General features: G+C 50.5%; 14 protein-coding genes. 5 read left to right on the top strand and 9 right to left on the bottom strand.

Annotated features, from left to right (window positions below):
• Positions 1 to 3: 3 nt before the first annotated feature.
• The 3 genes from ptrB to MES37_RS04900 all read right to left on the bottom strand — a co-directional run bounded on the left by ptrB (position 4) and on the right by MES37_RS04900 (position 3,300).
• Positions 4 to 2,061, bottom strand: a complete 2,058-nt coding sequence (gene ptrB / locus MES37_RS04910; RefSeq protein ID WP_064546017.1) for an oligopeptidase B — start codon at positions 2,059 to 2,061, stop codon at positions 4 to 6.
• A 93-nt stretch (positions 2,062 to 2,154) separates the two neighbouring features.
• Entirely contained in the window at positions 2,155 to 2,838 is a 684-nt protein-coding gene (locus tag MES37_RS04905) for a tellurite resistance TerB family protein (protein ID WP_237930246.1), read from the bottom strand.
• A 117-nt stretch (positions 2,839 to 2,955) separates the two neighbouring features.
• A complete protein-coding gene (locus MES37_RS04900) occupies positions 2,956 to 3,300 on the bottom strand; it encodes a YebG family protein (RefSeq protein WP_064545919.1) in 345 nt (114 codons plus the stop codon).
• A 138-nt stretch (positions 3,301 to 3,438) separates the two neighbouring features.
• Between MES37_RS04900 and purT the strand changes: the two genes are divergently transcribed.
• A complete protein-coding gene (gene purT / locus MES37_RS04895) occupies positions 3,439 to 4,617 on the top strand; it encodes a formate-dependent phosphoribosylglycinamide formyltransferase (RefSeq protein WP_121813649.1) in 1,179 nt (392 codons plus the stop codon).
• 65 nt (positions 4,618 to 4,682) lie between these two features.
• On the opposite strand, the gene MES37_RS04890 is transcribed toward purT, so the two are convergent.
• The 3 genes from MES37_RS04890 to zwf form a co-directional block, all read right to left on the bottom strand.
• Complete coding sequence (locus MES37_RS04890; RefSeq protein WP_121813650.1) at positions 4,683 to 5,321, bottom strand: bifunctional 4-hydroxy-2-oxoglutarate aldolase/2-dehydro-3-deoxy-phosphogluconate aldolase; 639 nt, start codon at positions 5,319 to 5,321, stop codon at positions 4,683 to 4,685.
• A gap of 65 nt (positions 5,322 to 5,386) precedes the next feature.
• Complete coding sequence (gene edd / locus MES37_RS04885; protein WP_064545912.1) at positions 5,387 to 7,198, bottom strand: phosphogluconate dehydratase; 1,812 nt, start codon at positions 7,196 to 7,198, stop codon at positions 5,387 to 5,389.
• 377 nt (positions 7,199 to 7,575) lie between these two features.
• Entirely contained in the window at positions 7,576 to 9,051 is a 1,476-nt protein-coding gene (gene zwf / locus MES37_RS04880; RefSeq protein ID WP_064545910.1) for a glucose-6-phosphate dehydrogenase, read from the bottom strand.
• Between the two features lie 360 nt (positions 9,052 to 9,411).
• Here zwf and MES37_RS04875 point away from each other — a divergent pair, with 360 nt between their 5' ends.
• Together MES37_RS04875 and pyk are read left to right on the top strand one after the other, a co-directional pair.
• Positions 9,412 to 10,281, top strand: coding sequence for a MurR/RpiR family transcriptional regulator (locus MES37_RS04875; protein WP_064545908.1), 870 nt, complete (start codon positions 9,412 to 9,414; stop codon positions 10,279 to 10,281).
• Positions 10,282 to 10,474: 193 nt separating this feature from the next.
• Complete coding sequence (gene pyk / locus MES37_RS04870; protein WP_064545906.1) at positions 10,475 to 11,917, top strand: pyruvate kinase; 1,443 nt, start codon at positions 10,475 to 10,477, stop codon at positions 11,915 to 11,917.
• A 41-nt stretch (positions 11,918 to 11,958) separates the two neighbouring features.
• Here the strand turns inward: pyk and lpxM are convergent, their stop codons facing one another.
• The 3 genes from lpxM to znuA form a co-directional block, all read right to left on the bottom strand.
• Positions 11,959 to 12,933, bottom strand: a complete 975-nt coding sequence (gene lpxM, locus MES37_RS04865; protein WP_064545904.1) for a lauroyl-Kdo(2)-lipid IV(A) myristoyltransferase — start codon at positions 12,931 to 12,933, stop codon at positions 11,959 to 11,961.
• Between the two features lie 123 nt (positions 12,934 to 13,056).
• Positions 13,057 to 14,379 carry a murein DD-endopeptidase MepM gene (gene mepM, locus MES37_RS04860; RefSeq protein ID WP_074388553.1) on the bottom strand — a complete coding sequence of 441 codons (1,323 nt, stop codon included), beginning with the start codon at positions 14,377 to 14,379 and terminating at the stop codon, positions 13,057 to 13,059.
• Between the two features lie 15 nt (positions 14,380 to 14,394).
• A complete protein-coding gene (gene znuA, locus MES37_RS04855; protein ID WP_064545900.1) occupies positions 14,395 to 15,339 on the bottom strand; it encodes a zinc ABC transporter substrate-binding protein ZnuA in 945 nt (314 codons plus the stop codon).
• A gap of 79 nt (positions 15,340 to 15,418) precedes the next feature.
• Between znuA and znuC the strand changes: the two genes are divergently transcribed.
• Together znuC and znuB are read left to right on the top strand one after the other, a co-directional pair.
• Positions 15,419 to 16,174, top strand: coding sequence for a zinc ABC transporter ATP-binding protein ZnuC (gene znuC / locus MES37_RS04850; RefSeq protein ID WP_064545899.1), 756 nt, complete (start codon positions 15,419 to 15,421; stop codon positions 16,172 to 16,174).
• Positions 16,171 to 16,956, top strand: coding sequence for a zinc ABC transporter permease subunit ZnuB (gene znuB / locus MES37_RS04845; RefSeq protein ID WP_064545898.1), 786 nt, complete (start codon positions 16,171 to 16,173; stop codon positions 16,954 to 16,956). The genes znuC and znuB overlap by 4 nt, the downstream gene beginning before the upstream one ends.
• The last annotated feature ends 22 nt before the right edge of the window (positions 16,957 to 16,978 follow it).

Here is a 16,978-nt window from a genome sequence, read left to right as displayed (position 1 = left end):
GCATTACTCCACACGCCCTGGTAAGGTGCCTTGCGCCAGGGCAATCAAGAACGCGAACTCCAGCGCCACACCTTCGTATGATTTGAATCGCCCTGATTTCCCACCATGCCCCGAGTCCATATCAGTACATAACAACAGCAAGTTATCGTCGATACGTGTTTCGCGCAATTTTGCGACCCATTTGGCGGGTTCCCAATACTGCACTTGCGAGTCGTGCAAACCCGTGGTCACCAGTATATGCGGATAAGCCTGCGCGGTGATTTGGTCGTATGGGCTGTACTGTTTGATGTAGTGGTAATACTCAACATCTTGCGGATTCCCCCATTCTTCAAATTCACCCGTGGTTAACGGAATTGACTCGTCTAGCATGGTGGTAAGCACGTCAACAAATGGCACTTGCGCGACCACACCGTGAAACAAATCCGGACGCATATTGATAGCCGCGCCCACTAATAACCCGCCTGCGCTCCCCCCCATGGAATACAACAGATTTTCATCGCCGTATCCCAACTTCAGCAAACCATCACACACATCCAGATAATCATTGAATGTATTCATTTTCTTTAGGTATTTGCCGTCTTCATACCATTGTTGGCCAAGCTCACCGCCGCCACGCACGTGGGCAATCGCATAGACAAAACCACGGTCTAACAGGCTCAAACGGCTGCTGCTGAAATCAGCATCCATACTGCTGCCATACGAGCCATAGCCGTACACCAAAAGTGGATTTTTCCCACGGATGAAATGTTCACGGTGATAAACCAGTGATACCGGCACCTGGACGCCATCTCGTACCGTTATCCATAAATGTTCACTGCGATAGTGACTGGCATCAAATCCCGCCACTTCGCTTTGTTTAATGACGCGCCGCTCGCCGGTATCCATATCCAGCTCGAATAAGGTATCAGGCGTAGTCATTGACGAGTAACCGTAACGTAGTCGGGAAGATTCCGGTTCAGGATTGTAGCCAACCCAAGTTACGTATGCCGGATCGTCAAAAGCAATTCCGGTCACTTCGTGCGTTTTACGGTTAATTTGCCGTAGGCTGGTTAGCCCTTGCTGGCGTTCTTCAACAACCAGCCAATCGGTAAACAACGTAAACCCTTCCAGCATGACGTTTTCACGTGGTGGAATCAGCTCTTCCCATTGGCTTTCGTCGCGCACTTTTGAGCGATACAAACCAAAGTTTTTGCCTTCACGATTCGAACGCAGATAAAAATGATGTTGATAGTGATCGAGAGTGTATTCGTGGTCTTTACGGCGTGGTGCAAAACTTTGTGGCTGCGCATCCACCAGCTCGGCATCCAGCAACAACACTTCGCTGGTCGTCGCGCTGCTCAGGTAAATCAGGACAAAATGCTTCGAAGTCGTTTTATGCACGCTGACATAAAACATTTCGTCCTTCTCTTCGTAAACCAACTCGTCGGACGTGGAAGGATGCCCTACCGTATGTCGCCAGACCTGATATGGCAGCAGCGTTTTAGGGTGCTTGCGGACGTAGTAAAGCGTGGCGGAATCATTCGCCCAGACAAAACTGCTGTCGACATTTTCCAGCACTTCCGGGTACCAGTTCCCGGTTTCCAGATTGCGGAAACGCAAACCGTACTGGCGACGCGAAAGAAAATCTTCCGCCAATGCCAGCACAGTATTGTCAGGCGTGATGCTCATCCCGCCCATCGTATAAAATTCACTGTGGGCAGCACGGCGATTACCATCCACCAGCGTGCTCCACTCTTCCCATTCAGCCAGCATCACCGACTGGCGCTGATAAATGGCGTATTCATTTCCGGTTTCAAAAACCTGGCGATAACGATAGCCATTTTGCGTATAGGGCGCGGAGACATCGCGTTGTGGGATACGGTCGATCATCTCTTTGAGCAAGCGTTCTTGTAGCGCCTGTTGCGTGCTCATGACTTGATGGCCGTAATCATTTTCCTGATGCAGATAATCAAGTACTTGCGCATCTGCGCGCTCGTCGTCGCGCAACCAATAATAGTTATCGATGCGGGTATCGCCATGAACTGACATGGTGTGAGGAATTTTTTTAGCTTTTGGTGGCATGTCGATTTTCATTTTTGAGTTAACACCCTGTAAGGGTGGCAAATTAAGACAGCCTTGCAAGCGTAACGTGGGATTTTGAGAAAAATGCCGGGGTTAACCCGGCAGATTGAGTTTCTGTTGCTGAATATCTTTTTCAATACCTTCGCGCACATCTTGTGGGATTTTTAGCGCATCGCCTAACGCACTGAGATAGCTACGTTCCATAAAGTGGTCGATATCGATTGCCGCACAGCTGAGGAAATAAAGTTCCAGAGCTTCTTCTTCGTTATTAACGCCTTGGACCAAACGCTGTGGATCGAGCGGTTGATCGATAGCCTGTTGAATCAGCGTACGGCCTGACTCTTCAATACCCGCATCCCGCAACTGTTGTTCGATTATCTGGCGCTCTTTGTCATCGATATGGCCGTCACTTTTCGCGGCAAAGACCAATGCCATTACCAGACGCTGGGTCCGCACATCAACTGGCGATTGTTGCTGCCCAAATTGCGGCTCCCCCTGATGGGTTTCACGGACGCGATCTTTATATTTGCTCCACATCACGCTTCCAGCGACTGCCCCACCGCCAACCAACAGCGCGCTGGTTCCGTATTTAGTGAGTAATTTACGCGATGATTTACTTGCCAGCAGTAACCCCGCTAAGCCACCCAGCGCGCCAGGTACCAGTAATTTGCTCAGCCCCTGAGGATCTTGAGAGGGTTGATTGTGCCTGGAAGATTTTTGGCCGGGCTGTGTCGTTTGTCCCAGCATAGACTGAAGCTGCTGTAACCAATTACTCATGAGAGACACCCTTGTTTTAGAACATAGCCACTGAGGTTAGGTGAAAGGCTGTCAAGAAGTGTCTGATAAGACTAAAGATGAGAAAAGAACCGCGCCGGTATTCCGACGCGATAAAACTTAAGCGGCTTTGGTGCGTTTACGTGGATGTTCGGCTACTTTATCATCAGAAGCCTCTTCTTCAGTAACGACTTCAGGCGTTTCATCTGCTGCTGTTGCCGTTTCCAGCTCTGGCAATTTGCCGCTTTTCAGTACGGTCGAAAGCACATCTTTGTTTTCTGCCATCCACATGGCCAGCACGTCATTTTGGCCTTCTTCGAGAGCAATTGGGCTTTGAGTGAGCCAGTCACTCAACACTTCGGCCAGGTCGAGCATTTTGTCATAGGCGTCTGCGTCCTTTTTACTGGCAAATGACATTTTTTCTTGCCCCTCTCGTACTACAACGTATTTGATTTCAACCGCCATTTTGCAGCTCCGGCTTAACTGTTTATTTAAACAGTATAATAATATTACCCTTGCATCGCAAGCGGGAAAGTCGCTGCGTACGCAAACGTTTTCGTTTATAATTCGCCGGTCTATTTTCTCCGTTTGGGTATACAGATTATGTCAATGTTGGGAACAGCGCTTCGTCCTTCAGCTACACGTGTGATGTTGTTGGGTTCAGGCGAATTAGGAAAAGAAGTGGCAATTGAATGTCAACGTCTGGGGCTGGAAGTGATTGCCGTAGACCGCTACGCTGATGCCCCAGCGATGCACGTCGCGCACCGTAGTCATGTCATTAATATGCTTGATGGTGCCGAACTTAAAAAGCTGGTCGCTGCTGAAATGCCCGATTTTATCGTTCCCGAAATTGAAGCCATTGCCACGGATATGCTGGTAGAACTGGAGCAGCAAGGCCAGAACGTTGTCCCGTGCGCCCGAGCCACTAAGTTGACCATGAACCGCGAAGGTATTCGTCGTCTGGCAGCTGAAGAGTTAGAACTGCCCACTTCAAGCTACCGCTTTGCCGATAGCGAAAGCGCTTTCTTGCAAGCCGTCGAAGAAATTGGCTTCCCTTGCATCGTTAAACCGGTAATGAGCTCTTCAGGCAAAGGGCAAAGCTTTATCCGCAATGCCGACCAGTTAGCCAAAGCCTGGGAATACGCTCAACTCGGTGGCCGGGCAGGCAAAGGACGCGTCATTGTCGAAGGGGTGGTGAATTTTGATTTTGAAATCACTTTGTTGACCATCAGTGCAATCGATGGCGTGCATTTCTGTGCGCCAATTGGTCATCGTCAGGAAGACGGCGATTATCGTGAGTCGTGGCAGCCACAAAAGATGAGTGATGTTGCGATTTGTCGCGCGCAGGAAATTGCCGAGAAAGTCGTGAAATCCCTGGGGGGCTTCGGGTTGTTTGGCGTTGAGCTGTTTGTCTGTGGCGATGAGGTCATTTTCAGCGAGGTTTCCCCGCGTCCACATGATACCGGCATGGTGACGCTGATTTCTCAGGATTTGTCAGAGTTTGCATTACATGTCCGCGCCTTCCTCGGCTTGCCAATTGGCGATATTCGCCAGTATGGCCCGGCGGCTTCTGCGGTGATCCTGCCAGAATTAACCAGTGATAACGTCCAGTACGGTAACGTCGCGGGTGCGGTAGGTGCCGGTTTGCAGGTGCGTCTGTTTGGTAAGCCGGAGATTGAAGGTAAACGCCGTATGGGTGTCACGCTGGCAACAGGTTCTAGCGTGGAAGATGCGATTGCGCGTGCGATTGCCGCAACCAAAGCGGTTATCGTCAAAGGATAAAAAAACCGGTCACATCGTTATCTATGTGACCGGTTTTACGCAGCTACAACTTAAAGAATGGCGTATTATTTCGCGCCTTCAACCGCTTCACGAGCAAGCTGAGTAATACGGTCGTAATCACCTGCTTCCAGTGCGTCAGCCGGAACCAACCATGAGCCACCGATACACAGAACGCTTTTCAGTGCCAGGTAATCACGGTAGTTAGCCGGTGTGATCCCGCCAGTTGGGCAGAAACGAACCTGAGAGAATGGGCCCGCAATAGCTTGCAGTGCTTTGGTGCCACCATTCGCTTCAGCCGGGAAGAATTTGAATTCTTTCAAGCCGTAATCCAGACCCAGCATCAGTTCAGAAACAGTGCTGATACCCGGAATCAATGGAATTGAGCCTTCGGTTGCCGCTTTCAACAGTGGCTCAGTCAGACCCGGGCTGATAGCGAACTGCGCGCCAGCTTCGGTCACTTCTGCCAGTTGCTCTGGGTTCAGAACGGTACCCGCACCAATAATCGCTTCTGGTACTTCTTTAGCGATAGCGCGAATCGCGTCCATTGCACATGGAGTACGCAGAGTCACTTCCAGAACGCGCACGCCACCAGCAACTAATGCTTTAGCCATTGGTACTGCGTGTTCCAGTTTGTTAATTACAATAACCGGGACAACCGGCCCTGTTTTCAGGATCTGTTCCGCAGTAGTTTTCCAGTTTTTCATCTAATAAGGCCTCTTCAACCAACTTTATAATTCGTTTCCAGTGCGGCAATTGCTACATCTGGTCCTTAAAATTTAATGCAGGTCGCGCCCTGTTCCGCGCCAGATAACTGTTCGCGTAACGCGCTAAATAGTTCACGGCCGGTTCCAACGCGATCAGCGCTGAGGTCCGGGTGATATGCAGTGCGTTTTGCAAGCTCTGCATCATCGACCAGCAATGTCAGTTCACCCGTTTGACCATTGACGCGAATCATATCGCCATCACGGACTTTCGCCAGCAACCCACCATCATAGGCTTCTGGCGTAACATGGATTGCTGAGGGCACCTTACCTGATGCACCCGACAGTCGTCCATCAGTGACTAACGCAATTTTGAAACAGCGGTCCAATAATACCCCAAGTGGCGGCATAAGTTTATGTAATTCTGGCATGCCATTCGCTTTTGGCCCTTGATGGCGCACAACAACCACGCAGTCACGGTCCAGCAGACCTGCTTCAAACGCTGGCAAAACGTCATGCTGGCTTTCAAAGATGACGGCGGGAGCTTCGATAATTTGATTTTCCACGGGAACTGCAGAGGTTTTCATTACTGCACGGCCGAGGTTACCGCTAAGCACTTTGGTGCCGCCGTGTTTGGAGAATGGTTTTTCAAAGGTTGCAATGACATCGGTATCGAGTGCGGTTGTCGCACCTTCACGCCATGCAAGCTGCCCATTATCCAGCCATGGTTCCATGGTGTAGTGATGCAGGCCAAAGCCCGCAACAGTGTTCACGTCTTCATGCAGCAGGCCACCTTTGAGCAATTCGCGCATTAGCACTGGCACACCGCCCGCGGCCTGGAAGTGATTGATGTCCGCCGGGCCGTTCGGGTACAGGCGCGCCAGCAAAGGCACCACATCAGAAAGATCAGAGAAATCATCCCAGTTAATGATGATACCTGCTGCACGCGCCATCGCGACCAGGTGCATCGTATGGTTGGTAGAACCGCCGGTTGCCAACAACGCAACAATGCCATTGACCACTACTTTTTCGTCAATCATTTTACCGAGTGGCATCCACTCGTTGCCATTTCCTGTCAGGCGCGTTACCTGACGTGCCGCTGCTGCCGTTAGTTCATGGCGCAGAGGGGCATCCGGATGAACAAACGAAGAACCCGGGAGCTGCATCCCCATAAACTCAACCACCATTTGGTTGGTATTGGCGGTGCCGTAAAAAGTACAGGTGCCTGGCGCATGATAAGAAGCAGCTTCAGATTCCAGTAATGCCAGACGGTCAACTTTGCCTTCAGCATAAAGCTGGCGAATGCGTACTTTCTCTTTATTGGCCAAACCACTGGCCATTGGGCCTGACGGCACAAACACCGCTGGTAAATGGCCAAATGAGAGTGCAGCCATAGTCAAACCGGGGACAATTTTGTCGCATACGCCCAGGTACAGCGCGCCGTCGAACATGTTGTGGGACAGGCCGATAGCGGTGGACATCGCGATAATTTCGCGGCTCAGCAATGAAAGCTCCATGCCGTCCTGGCCCTGAGTCACGCCATCACACATCGCTGGCACACCACCTGCAACCTGCCCTACGGCACCAACAGAGTGCAACGCTTTACGAATCTGATCAGGGTAATACTCATAAGGTTGATGCGCGGAGAGCATGTCGTTGTAGGAGGTAATGATCGCAATGTTGTTACGCAGCATACTTTTCAGCGAAGCTTTATCTTCCGGCTGACAAGCAGCAAAACCGTGGGCCAGATTTCCGCACGCCAGCTCAGATCGGTGGACTGTGTTGGACTTCGCTTTTTCGATGCGAGCCAGATAAGTTTCACGGGTCTGGCGGGAACGTTCAACGATGCGCTTTGTTACGCGTAACAAAATTGGATTCATAAAAGATCCTCTTTAAAGTGGCTGCCGTCGCTTTGGGCAGGTGGTCGAGGTTACCGGCTCTTTTCTCTCAATGAGGCGGCAATCCGTACCATCAGGGCAAAATCGCTTCAGCTAGTGTAAATAAAAAAGCCCTGCTGGTGAATCCAGTCAGGGCTTTTATATTAAAAAATTTTCACCACTTTGGCGCTAGATCATGTTACCGGTAAAATACGAATCGTTTGTTACACGATTTTTACACAATGACACCGATTCCATCCGCTAAATCAGTCGAGTTGCAGGTAGACGGCAAATGACCGAATCCCCAGCAGCTTACATTAGTAAGTGACTGGGGTGAGCGAGTGCTGCCAACCCCCCTGCAACTTGAAGGATGACGGGGATTACTCAAATTCGTTCCATGAACGCCCATCACGGGTAATCATCGCCACCGATGCCACTGGTCCCCAGGTTCCGGCCTGATATGGCTTAGGTGCATCATTGTCCGCAGCCCATGCTTCAGTGATGGAGTCGACCCATTTCCACGCTTCTTCTACTTCGTCACGACGCACGAACAGTGCCTGAATACCACGCATGGTCTCCAGAAGCAGGCGCTCGTAAGCATCTGCCAGATGTGTTTCGTTAAAGGTTTCGGAGTAACTCAGATCCAGTTTGGTGGTTTGCAGGTTGTGCTTGTGATCAAGCCCTGGCACTTTGTTGAGCACCTGGATATCCACACCTTCGTCCGGTTGCAGACGGATGGTAAGTTTGTTTTGCGGCAAATCTTGCCAGGAATCTTTAAACAGGTTCAGTGCAGGGCTCTTGAAGTAAACCACGACCTCAGAGCATTTTGTCGGCAGACGTTTCCCGGTACGCAGGTAGAATGGCACGCCAGCCCAACGCCAGTTGTCGATATCCACACGGATAGCCACGAAGGTTTCAGTGCCGCTCGTTTTGTTGGCACCTTCTTCTTCCAGGTAACCCGGGACTTTTTTACCCTGTGCAAAGCCCGCCGTGTACTGGCCACGAACCGTTTTCTCGCGCACATTGCTACGGTCAATACGGCGCAGGGATTGCAGAACTTTCACTTTCTCGTCGCGGATATGGTCGGCAGTCAGATCGGATGGTGGTGACATGGCAATCATGCACAGGATTTGCAGCAGGTGGTTTTGAATCATGTCGCGCATTTGACCGGCCTGGTCAAAGTAACCCCAGCGCCCTTCAATCCCGACTTCTTCCGCTACGGTGATTTCCACATGATCGATAGTTTTGTTATCCCAGTTATTGGCAAACAGGGAGTTCGCAAAACGCAGCGCCAGCAGATTCAGTACGGTTTCTTTACCTAAGTAGTGGTCAATACGGTAAACCTGGCACTCTTCAAAATACTCACCAACCTGATCGTTGATCTGCTGAGAAGTCACCAGTGAGGTGCCGAGTGGCTTTTCCATCACCACACGAGCAGGTTTAGCGTTAAGTTTCGCTTTACCCAAACCTTTGCAGATGGCGCCAAAAGTACTTGGTGGCATCGCAAAGTAGTTAATCGTGACACGGTTTTGCTGATCGAGCATCTTACCGAGTTTGGTAAACGCCGCAGTATCGTTAACATCCAGGTTGCAAAAATCGAGACGGCTACTCAATTTGTCCCACAGGCTTTCGTCGATCTTTTCCTTCATAAAGGTTTCGATCGCTTCGCGTACCACTTTGGTATACGCCTCTTTATCCCAGTCTGCGCGGCCTACACCCAGGATGCGAGTGTCCGGGTGAATCTGCCCCGCCTTTTCCAACTGATACAGGGATGGCAGCAGTTTCCGACGCGCAAGGTCGCCTTTTGCACCGAAAATCACCAGGTCACATGCCTGAGCTGTCTGCGTTACCGCCATGTCTATTCTCCTCGTTTCGGATGTCCGGGGGGATTCACCGGCCCGTTTGTAATTTTATTACAGAATAATGTACTGCTTTTAGTGAATTCAGGTAAACCTTTGCCCATTATCAGATCACATTCATGGGCAACATTTGCCCGTCAGTGCCACTTTTAGCGATGTGCCGTGGAATTTTCTGACGATTTATTGTTGATGTATATCATGTCTAAAGTTAGACGCTGATCATGTAATGAAAAAAAACAACATCATTACACCTATTCTCCCGCCCAATCGCTGATGGGCAAGCGTATATTCTTGCTAAATCGTGTCGCGATTTCTCCTGTTAGTGAAATCGACAAAATCCATGAGTGCCGGACACCTATGAATATGCTGGACAAAATCCAGTCCCAACTGGAACACCTTAGCAAATCAGAACGTAAAGTCGCAGAAGTGATTCTTACCGCACCGCAAGATGCCATTCACTCAAGCATTGCTACCCTCGCCCGCAGCGCTGACGTTAGCGAACCGACAGTCAACCGCTTTTGCCGCCGTCTCGAAACCAAAGGCTTCCCGGATTTTAAATTACATTTAGCGCAAAGTCTGGCGAATGGCACTCCTTATGTAAACCGGAATGTTGACGAAGACGACAGTGTAGAAGCTTATACCGGCAAAATCTTTGAATCGGCGATGGCAAGTCTTGACCAGGTCAGGCAATCACTGGATATGGCTGCCGTTAATCGCGCAGTAGATTTACTCACGCAGGCGAAGAAAATTGCCTTCTTTGGTTTGGGTTCCTCGGCCGCGGTCGCACATGATGCGATGAACAAATTCTTCCGTTTTAACGTGCCAGTTATCTATTCTGACGATGTGGTGTTACAGCGTATGAGCTGCATGAATTGCAGTGAAGAAGATGTTGTCGTGCTTATCTCGCATACCGGACGCACCAAAAACCTCGTTGAACTGGCGCAATTAGCGCGTGAAAACGACGCCATTGTGCTGGCCATTACCTCTGAAGGCTCACCACTGGCTCGCGAAGCCACCCTCTCTTTACTGCTGGACGTGCCGGAAGATACCGACATTTATATGCCTATGGTTTCTCGCCTCGCGCAATTAACGGTGATTGATGTACTGGCAACCGGTTTTACTTTACGTCGTGGCGCGAAATTCAGAGATAACTTGAAGCGAGTCAAAGAAGCGCTCAAAGAATCGCGTTTTGATAAGGAGCTATTCGTTTCTGGCGATAGCCAGTAAAACAAAATTAGTCTGCTTAAATCGTTTGAGTTGCAGCCAGCACTCCCGCAGCTCGAAGTAAGACAGATATAACAAAGCTGTAACTTTTTAGGTCATTCGGTTAAGTTGTTACATTGCGTTTTTCAACGCATTCCGATTTACCGAATCTTTTGTTAACACAACACCAAAGTTGTTTCAGTCAACGGAGTAATACATGTCCAGACGGCTACGTAGAACCAAAATCGTTACCACTTTAGGCCCGGCAACCGATCGCGACAATAATCTGGAAAAGATTATCGCAGCCGGCGCAAACGTGGTGCGTATGAACTTCTCCCACGGTACTGCAGAAGATCATCAGATCCGTGCTGATAAAGTTCGTGAAATTGCCGCGAAACTGGGTCGTCATGTCGCTATTCTGGGCGATTTGCAAGGGCCAAAAATTCGTGTCTCTACCTTTAAAGAAGGTAAAGTTTTCCTCAATATCGGCGACAAATTCTTACTGGATGCCAACCTGGGTAAAGGTGAAGGCGATAAAGAAAAAGTCGGTATCGATTATAAAGGTCTGCCCGCTGACGTGGTCACCGGTGACATCCTGCTGCTCGATGATGGCCGTGTTCAGCTAAAAGTACTCGAAGTTCAGGGTATGAAAGTGTTCACCGAAGTCACCGTAGGCGGCCCGCTGTCGAATAATAAAGGCATCAACAAACTGGGTGGCGGCCTGTCAGCCGAAGCGCTGACCGATAAAGACAAAGCTGACATCATCACTGCAGCGAAAATCGGTGTCGATTATCTGGCGGTTTCCTTCCCACGTTGTGGTGAAGATCTGAACTACGCTCGCCGCCTGGCGCGCGAAGCAGGCTGTGACGCGAAGATTGTCGCAAAAGTTGAGCGTGCTGAAGCGGTATGCGACGAAGCGGCAATGGATGACGTTATCCTGGCTTCTGACGTGGTTATGGTTGCCCGTGGCGACCTGGGCGTTGAAATCGGTGACCCTGAGCTGGTCGGTATTCAGAAAACCCTGATTCGCCGCGCACGTAAACTGAACCGTGCGGTGATCACTGCGACTCAGATGATGGAGTCAATGATTACCAACCCAATGCCAACTCGTGCCGAAGTCATGGACGTGGCGAACGCCGTTCTTGATGGTACCGATGCGGTGATGCTTTCTGCAGAAACCGCTGCGGGTCAATACCCGGCTGAAACGGTTGCTGCAATGGCGCGTGTTTGCCTGGGTGCAGAAAAAATCCCAAGCATCAACGTCTCTAAACACCGTCTGGACGTGCAGTTCGACAACGTTGAAGAAGCGATTGCGATGTCGGCAATGTATGCGGCAAACCACCTTAAAGGTGTTACCGCCATCATCACCATGACCGAATCAGGCCGCACCGCGCTGATGACTTCCCGTATCAGCTCTGGTTTGCCAATTTTCGCCATGTCCCGTCATGAGCGTACGCTGAACCTCACCTCTTTGTACCGTGGTGTGACGCCTGTACATTTCGATAGCCCAAGCGACGGTGTTGCTGCTGCAAATGATGCAGTGAATTTGCTGCGTGACAAAGGCTACCTGATTTCCGGTGATTTGGTTATCGTGACCCAGGGCGACGTGATGAGTACCATTGGTACCACCAACACGACGCGCATTCTGTGCGTTGAGTAATTCAATCGCTGTATGACAAAGGGGCCAAATTGGCCCCTTTCTTATTTCTTCGGATATAACTCTTTGCGACGGTAGGGTTCTGTTTCCCCTTCCTTGCGGGTTTTGAGCAATTTTAAAATCCAGGTGTATTGTTCAAGATTCGGCCCCACCAGAATTTCGACTTCTTCATTCATTCGGCGAGCAATGGTGTTGTCATCCGCATCAACTAAATCGTCCATCGGAGGACGAATATGAATGTCTAAGCGGTGAGTTTTGCTGTTGTACACCGGGAACAATGGCACAACGCGCGCACGTGCTACTTTCATCAAGCGGCCAATTGCCGGTAATGTCGCTTTATAGGTGCCGAAGAAATCGACGAACTCACTATGCTCAGCACCATGGTCCTGGTCAGGCAAATAATATCCCCAATACCCCTGACGCACAGAGCTGATAAACGGTTTAATCCCGTCATTACGCGCATGTAACCGGCCACCGAAACGGCGACGCACGGTATTCCACATGTAGTCAAATAATGGGTTACCCTGGTTATGGAACATGGCGGCCATTTTTTGCCCCTGCGACGCCAACAACATCGCCGGAATATCCACGCCCCATCCGTGCGGCACCAGGAAAATCACATTTTCTTCCCGCTGCTTTAACTCGTCGATAATCTCTTTGCCATGCCAGTCAACACGCTGCATGACCTTTTGCGGGTCCTTGATCGCCAACTCAGCCATCATCACCATCGCTTGAGGAGCAGTAGCAAACATCTCGTCGATGACAGCTTCGCGCGAGGCTTCCGGCATCTCCGGGAAGCAATACAGCAAGTTAATTTGTGCGCGACGGCGGGCACTTTTACCAAAGCGCCCGGCTATACGCCCAACTTTACCCAGCAGAGGATCGCGTATTGACGGCGGTAACATCGCAATACCAGCGAAAGCGCCAACGCCTAGCCAGGCGCCCCAAAATTTCGGGTGCAAGAAGGCCTTTTGAAATTCAGGAATGAACTCACTGTGACTTTTTTTAGTTTTTTCCATTCATATTCTCAGTACAGCATCAAATCATTGATGACATGAATTTATCAGTATCTTAGCGGGGTAATGCCTTTCAGACAAAGAAAAAGCCGGTTACTGGGAACCGGCTTTATTCACAGCACTGGATTAATTGAAACTGAGCTGTGGAGTGACTTCACGAACCTGAGCCAGATATTCGTTACGATCGGAGCCTGTCAGCCCTTCGGTACGTGGCAGTTTCGCGGTCAACGGATTCACCGCTTGTTGGTTAACCCACACTTCATAATGCAAATGCGGCCCCGTAGAGCGCCCGGTATTCCCTGACAGTGCTACACGATCGCCGCGTTTCACTTTCTGACCTGGCTTCACTAACAGTTTCTTCAAGTGCATGTAGCGGGTGGTATATGAACGCCCGTGGCGAATAGCCACGAAGTAACCTGCCGCACCGCTACGTTTTGCCATCACCACTTCACCATCACCGACAGCCAACACTGGCGTACCTTGCGGCATCGCAAAGTCGACACCTTTGTGCGGCGCAACACGACCGGTGACCGGGTTAAGGCGACGAGGATTAAAGTTTGATGAAATACGGAACTGTTTAGCCGTCGGGAAGCGCATAAAGCCTTTCGCGAGACCCGAACCGCTTCTGTCGTAGAACTTGCCGTCTTCTGCACGAATGGCGTAATAATCTTTACCGCCACTGCGTAGACGAACGCCAACCAAACGACTTTGCTCACGTTTGCCTTCAAGCATTTCGCGAGACATTAACACCGCGAACTGATCGCCTTTTTTCACTTTGCGGAAGTCCATTTGCCACTGCATGGCCTTGATAACTCCGCTGATTTCAGCGCTGGTTAATCCAGCATCTTTCGCGCTGCTGACGAAACTACTGCCTACCGTGCCTTTCAAAACATTGTTAACCCATTCGCCTTGCTGCATTTCGCTACTGAGCTTAAAGGCCGTACCTGAACGGTCGTAGGTGCGTGTTTCACGGCGCGACATTTCCCAGGTCAGGCGTTGTAACTCGCCATCAGCATTTAACGTCCAGGAAAGTTGTTGACCGATTTTCAGGTTACGCAGATCTTTATCAACCGCGGCAAGCTGGCTGATATCACCCATATCAATTCCGTACTGGTTCAGGATGCTGCTAAGCGTATCCCCGGTAGACACGACATACTCATGAACCCCAGCTTCACCGGCGGTTTTATCATCCAGTTCATCTTGCGGAATGGTGTCGTCTTCAGCGTCTGGAGACTGGTCTAAAGGTTCACTGGCCTCAGGAAGCAACGAACGGATCTCGTTTTTCTCAAGCTCAATGGTTTTGATAACAGGGCTGGCTTCAGGATGATAGACGTACGGTCGCCAAACAGCGACCGCAAGTGTAAGAACTGTAAGCGACCCCAGCATAACGCGGTGGGGCCGGGACAAATTGTCGAATGCCAGGGCGACAGAGCGGGCTATCTGTTGCACGTATTCACTTCCTCGTTAATCTCCTTTCAGGCAGCTCGCATACTGGTTCGCAAGCCCGTTCAAAAACTGCATATAGCTGTCTTTGCCGAGCTTAACCTCAATCCCCAGTGGGTCCAGCGTTCCGGAACGGACGTTAGTACCACGGGCTACGGCATTGATCACGGCCGGCCTGAATTGTGGTTCAGCAAATACGCACACGGCTTTTTGCTCAACCAACTGTGTTCTGATGTCATGTAAACGCTGCGCACCGGGCTGGATTTCAGGGTTCACGGTAAAATGACCAAGAGGTGTTAGACCGTAGTGTTTTTCAAAGTAGCCATAAGCGTCGTGAAAAACGAAATACCCTTCACCTTTGAGCGGTGCGAGCACGTTAGCCACTTGCTTGTCGATGTTGGCTAATCCTAACTCGAAAGATTGCAAGTTGGCGTCAAGTTTGGCTCTATTTTGGGGCATAAGTTCCACTAATTTATCGTGGATTGCAACCGCCGACAGCCGCGCTACCTCTGGTGAAAGCCAAATATGCATGTTGTATTCACCATGATGGTGATCTACATCACTATTTTCGGCTGAATTGTCATGTCCTTCATGACCATGGTCGTCGTCGTCACCGCCTTTCATGAGCAACGGTTTCACACCCGGCAATACAGCCAATTGCACTTGTTTTTGTTCAGCTAATTGATTAACCGACTTCTGCATGAAGGCTTCCATTTCTGGGCCAACCCACACCACTAAGTCCGCGCTTTGTAAGCGTTTTACATCCGATGGGCGAAGTGCATAATCATGCTCAGAAGCGCCATCTGGCAGTAAAACCTCTGTCGGTGTCACGCCGTCAGCGATCGCTGCGGCAATAAAACCTAATGGCTTGATAGAGGCAACCACGGCGGCCTGTGCGGGCACGGCTGCGGTAGCCATAAAAGCAGTTGTTAAAGCTGCGCAAAGAAATGAGTTTTTATGTAACATAATGCGACTTATCATCGTTATGAATCAGAGATGTGTGATATTATAACATTCGCTAACTTCTGCAACCCCTGAAATTGTCATGACAAATCTGGTATCACTGGAAAATATTTCTGTTTCTTTCGGACAACGCCGTGTGCTGTCTGATATTTCACTCGACCTCAAGCCAGGCCGAATTTTGACGCTGCTCGGGCCAAATGGCGCTGGAAAATCAACGCTGGTGCGTGTGGTTCTTGGGCTGGTAGCACCTGACGAAGGAGTTATCAAGCGCGACCGCGACCTGCGTATTGGCTATGTGCCGCAAAAACTGCATCTGGATGCCACCCTGCCGCTCACGGTAAGTCGTTTTATGCGCCTGCGCCCTGGCGTGAAAAAAGCGGATATTCTGCCAGCGCTTAAACGCGTTCAAGCCGCTCATCTGATTGAAGCCCCGATGCAAAAGCTTTCCGGCGGTGAAAACCAACGCGTCCTGTTGGCACGCGCGCTGCTCAATCAACCGCAATTGCTGGTGCTTGATGAGCCTACGCAAGGTGTTGATGTGAATGGCCAATTGGCACTGTATAACCTGATTGATCAACTGCGCCACGAATTGGATTGCGCGGTGTTGATGGTTTCCCACGACCTGCATCTAGTGATGGCAAAAACTGATGATGTGCTGTGCCTTAACCACCACATTTGCTGCTCCGGTACGCCAGAAGTGGTGTCGATGCACCCGGAATTCATTTCGATGTTCGGCCAGCGTGGTGCGGAGCAGTTAGGCATTTATCGTCACCACCATAATCACCGTCACGATCTTACCGGACGTATCGTTCTGCGCAGAGGGAATGGCCAGTCATGATTGAATTGTTGTTACCCGGCTGGCTTGCCGGGATCCTGCTGGCGTGCGCTGCTGGCCCGCTTGGTTCGTTTGTTGTATGGCGTAGAATGTCTTACTTTGGCGATACCCTCGCCCACGCTTCTTTATTAGGCGTGGCCTTTGGCTTATTGCTCAATGTGAATCCTTTTTATGCCGTGATTGCTGTGACGTTAATGCTGGCTTTCGGCCTGGTCTGGCTCGAGAAACGCCCACATCTGGCATTAGATACCCTCTTAGGTATCCTGGCACACAGTGCTTTGTCGCTGGGTCTGGTGGTCGTGAGTTTGATGTCTAACGTCCGTGTCGATTTGATGGCCTATCTGTTTGGCGACCTGCTTTCAGTCACCATGCCAGACATTATCTCAATTGCGTTGGGCGTTGCGGTGGTCGTCGGCGTTCTGCTTTGGCAATGGCGCAACTTGTTGTCGATGACTATTAGCCCGGATCTCGCCCATGTAGATGGGGTTAACCTGCAACGAGTGAAGATGCTGTTGATGCTGGTGACAGCCCTGACGATTGGCGTTGCAATGAAATTTGTTGGTGCGCTGATTATCACTTCGCTGCTGATTATTCCTGCGGCAACCGCACGTCGTTTTGCGCGCACGCCTGAGCAGATGGCAGGTTTCGCGGTGATTATCGGGATGCTTTCCGTGACGGGTGGGCTGACGTTCTCAGCATTCTATGACACGCCCGCAGGGCCATCAGTGGTATTGAGTTCGGCGGTGTTGTTTGTGCTGAGTATGGCGAAGAAACAAGCGGCATAAACAATTATTTAGCACCCGGACT

Origin of the sequence: Buttiauxella sp. S19-1 (genome assembly GCF_022134725.1) — a bacterium.
GTDB lineage: Bacteria > Pseudomonadota > Gammaproteobacteria > Enterobacterales > Enterobacteriaceae > Buttiauxella > Buttiauxella ferragutiae.
Note: the sequence above shows the minus strand (reverse complement) of the source record. Positions and strands in the feature narration are given on the sequence as shown.

Coding starts and splice junctions, on each gene's coding strand:
- MES37_RS04875 (WP_064545908.1), top strand. CDS start 9,412: ATGAATATGCTGGACAAAATCCAGTCCCAACTGGAACACCTTAGCAAA.
- MES37_RS04890 (WP_121813650.1), bottom strand. CDS start 5,321: ATGAAAAACTGGAAAACTACTGCGGAACAGATCCTGAAAACAGGGCCG.
- lpxM (WP_064545904.1), bottom strand. CDS start 12,933: ATGGAAAAAACTAAAAAAAGTCACAGTGAGTTCATTCCTGAATTTCAA.
- purT (WP_121813649.1), top strand. CDS start 3,439: ATGTCAATGTTGGGAACAGCGCTTCGTCCTTCAGCTACACGTGTGATG.
- edd (WP_064545912.1), bottom strand. CDS start 7,198: ATGAATCCAATTTTGTTACGCGTAACAAAGCGCATCGTTGAACGTTCC.
- ptrB (WP_064546017.1), bottom strand. CDS start 2,061: ATGCCACCAAAAGCTAAAAAAATTCCTCACACCATGTCAGTTCATGGC.
- MES37_RS04905 (WP_237930246.1), bottom strand. CDS start 2,838: ATGAGTAATTGGTTACAGCAGCTTCAGTCTATGCTGGGACAAACGACA.
- pyk (WP_064545906.1), top strand. CDS start 10,475: ATGTCCAGACGGCTACGTAGAACCAAAATCGTTACCACTTTAGGCCCG.
- zwf (WP_064545910.1), bottom strand. CDS start 9,051: ATGGCGGTAACGCAGACAGCTCAGGCATGTGACCTGGTGATTTTCGGT.
- znuB (WP_064545898.1), top strand. CDS start 16,171: ATGATTGAATTGTTGTTACCCGGCTGGCTTGCCGGGATCCTGCTGGCG.
- znuA (WP_064545900.1), bottom strand. CDS start 15,339: ATGTTACATAAAAACTCATTTCTTTGCGCAGCTTTAACAACTGCTTTT.
- znuC (WP_064545899.1), top strand. CDS start 15,419: ATGACAAATCTGGTATCACTGGAAAATATTTCTGTTTCTTTCGGACAA.
- MES37_RS04900 (WP_064545919.1), bottom strand. CDS start 3,300: ATGGCGGTTGAAATCAAATACGTTGTAGTACGAGAGGGGCAAGAAAAA.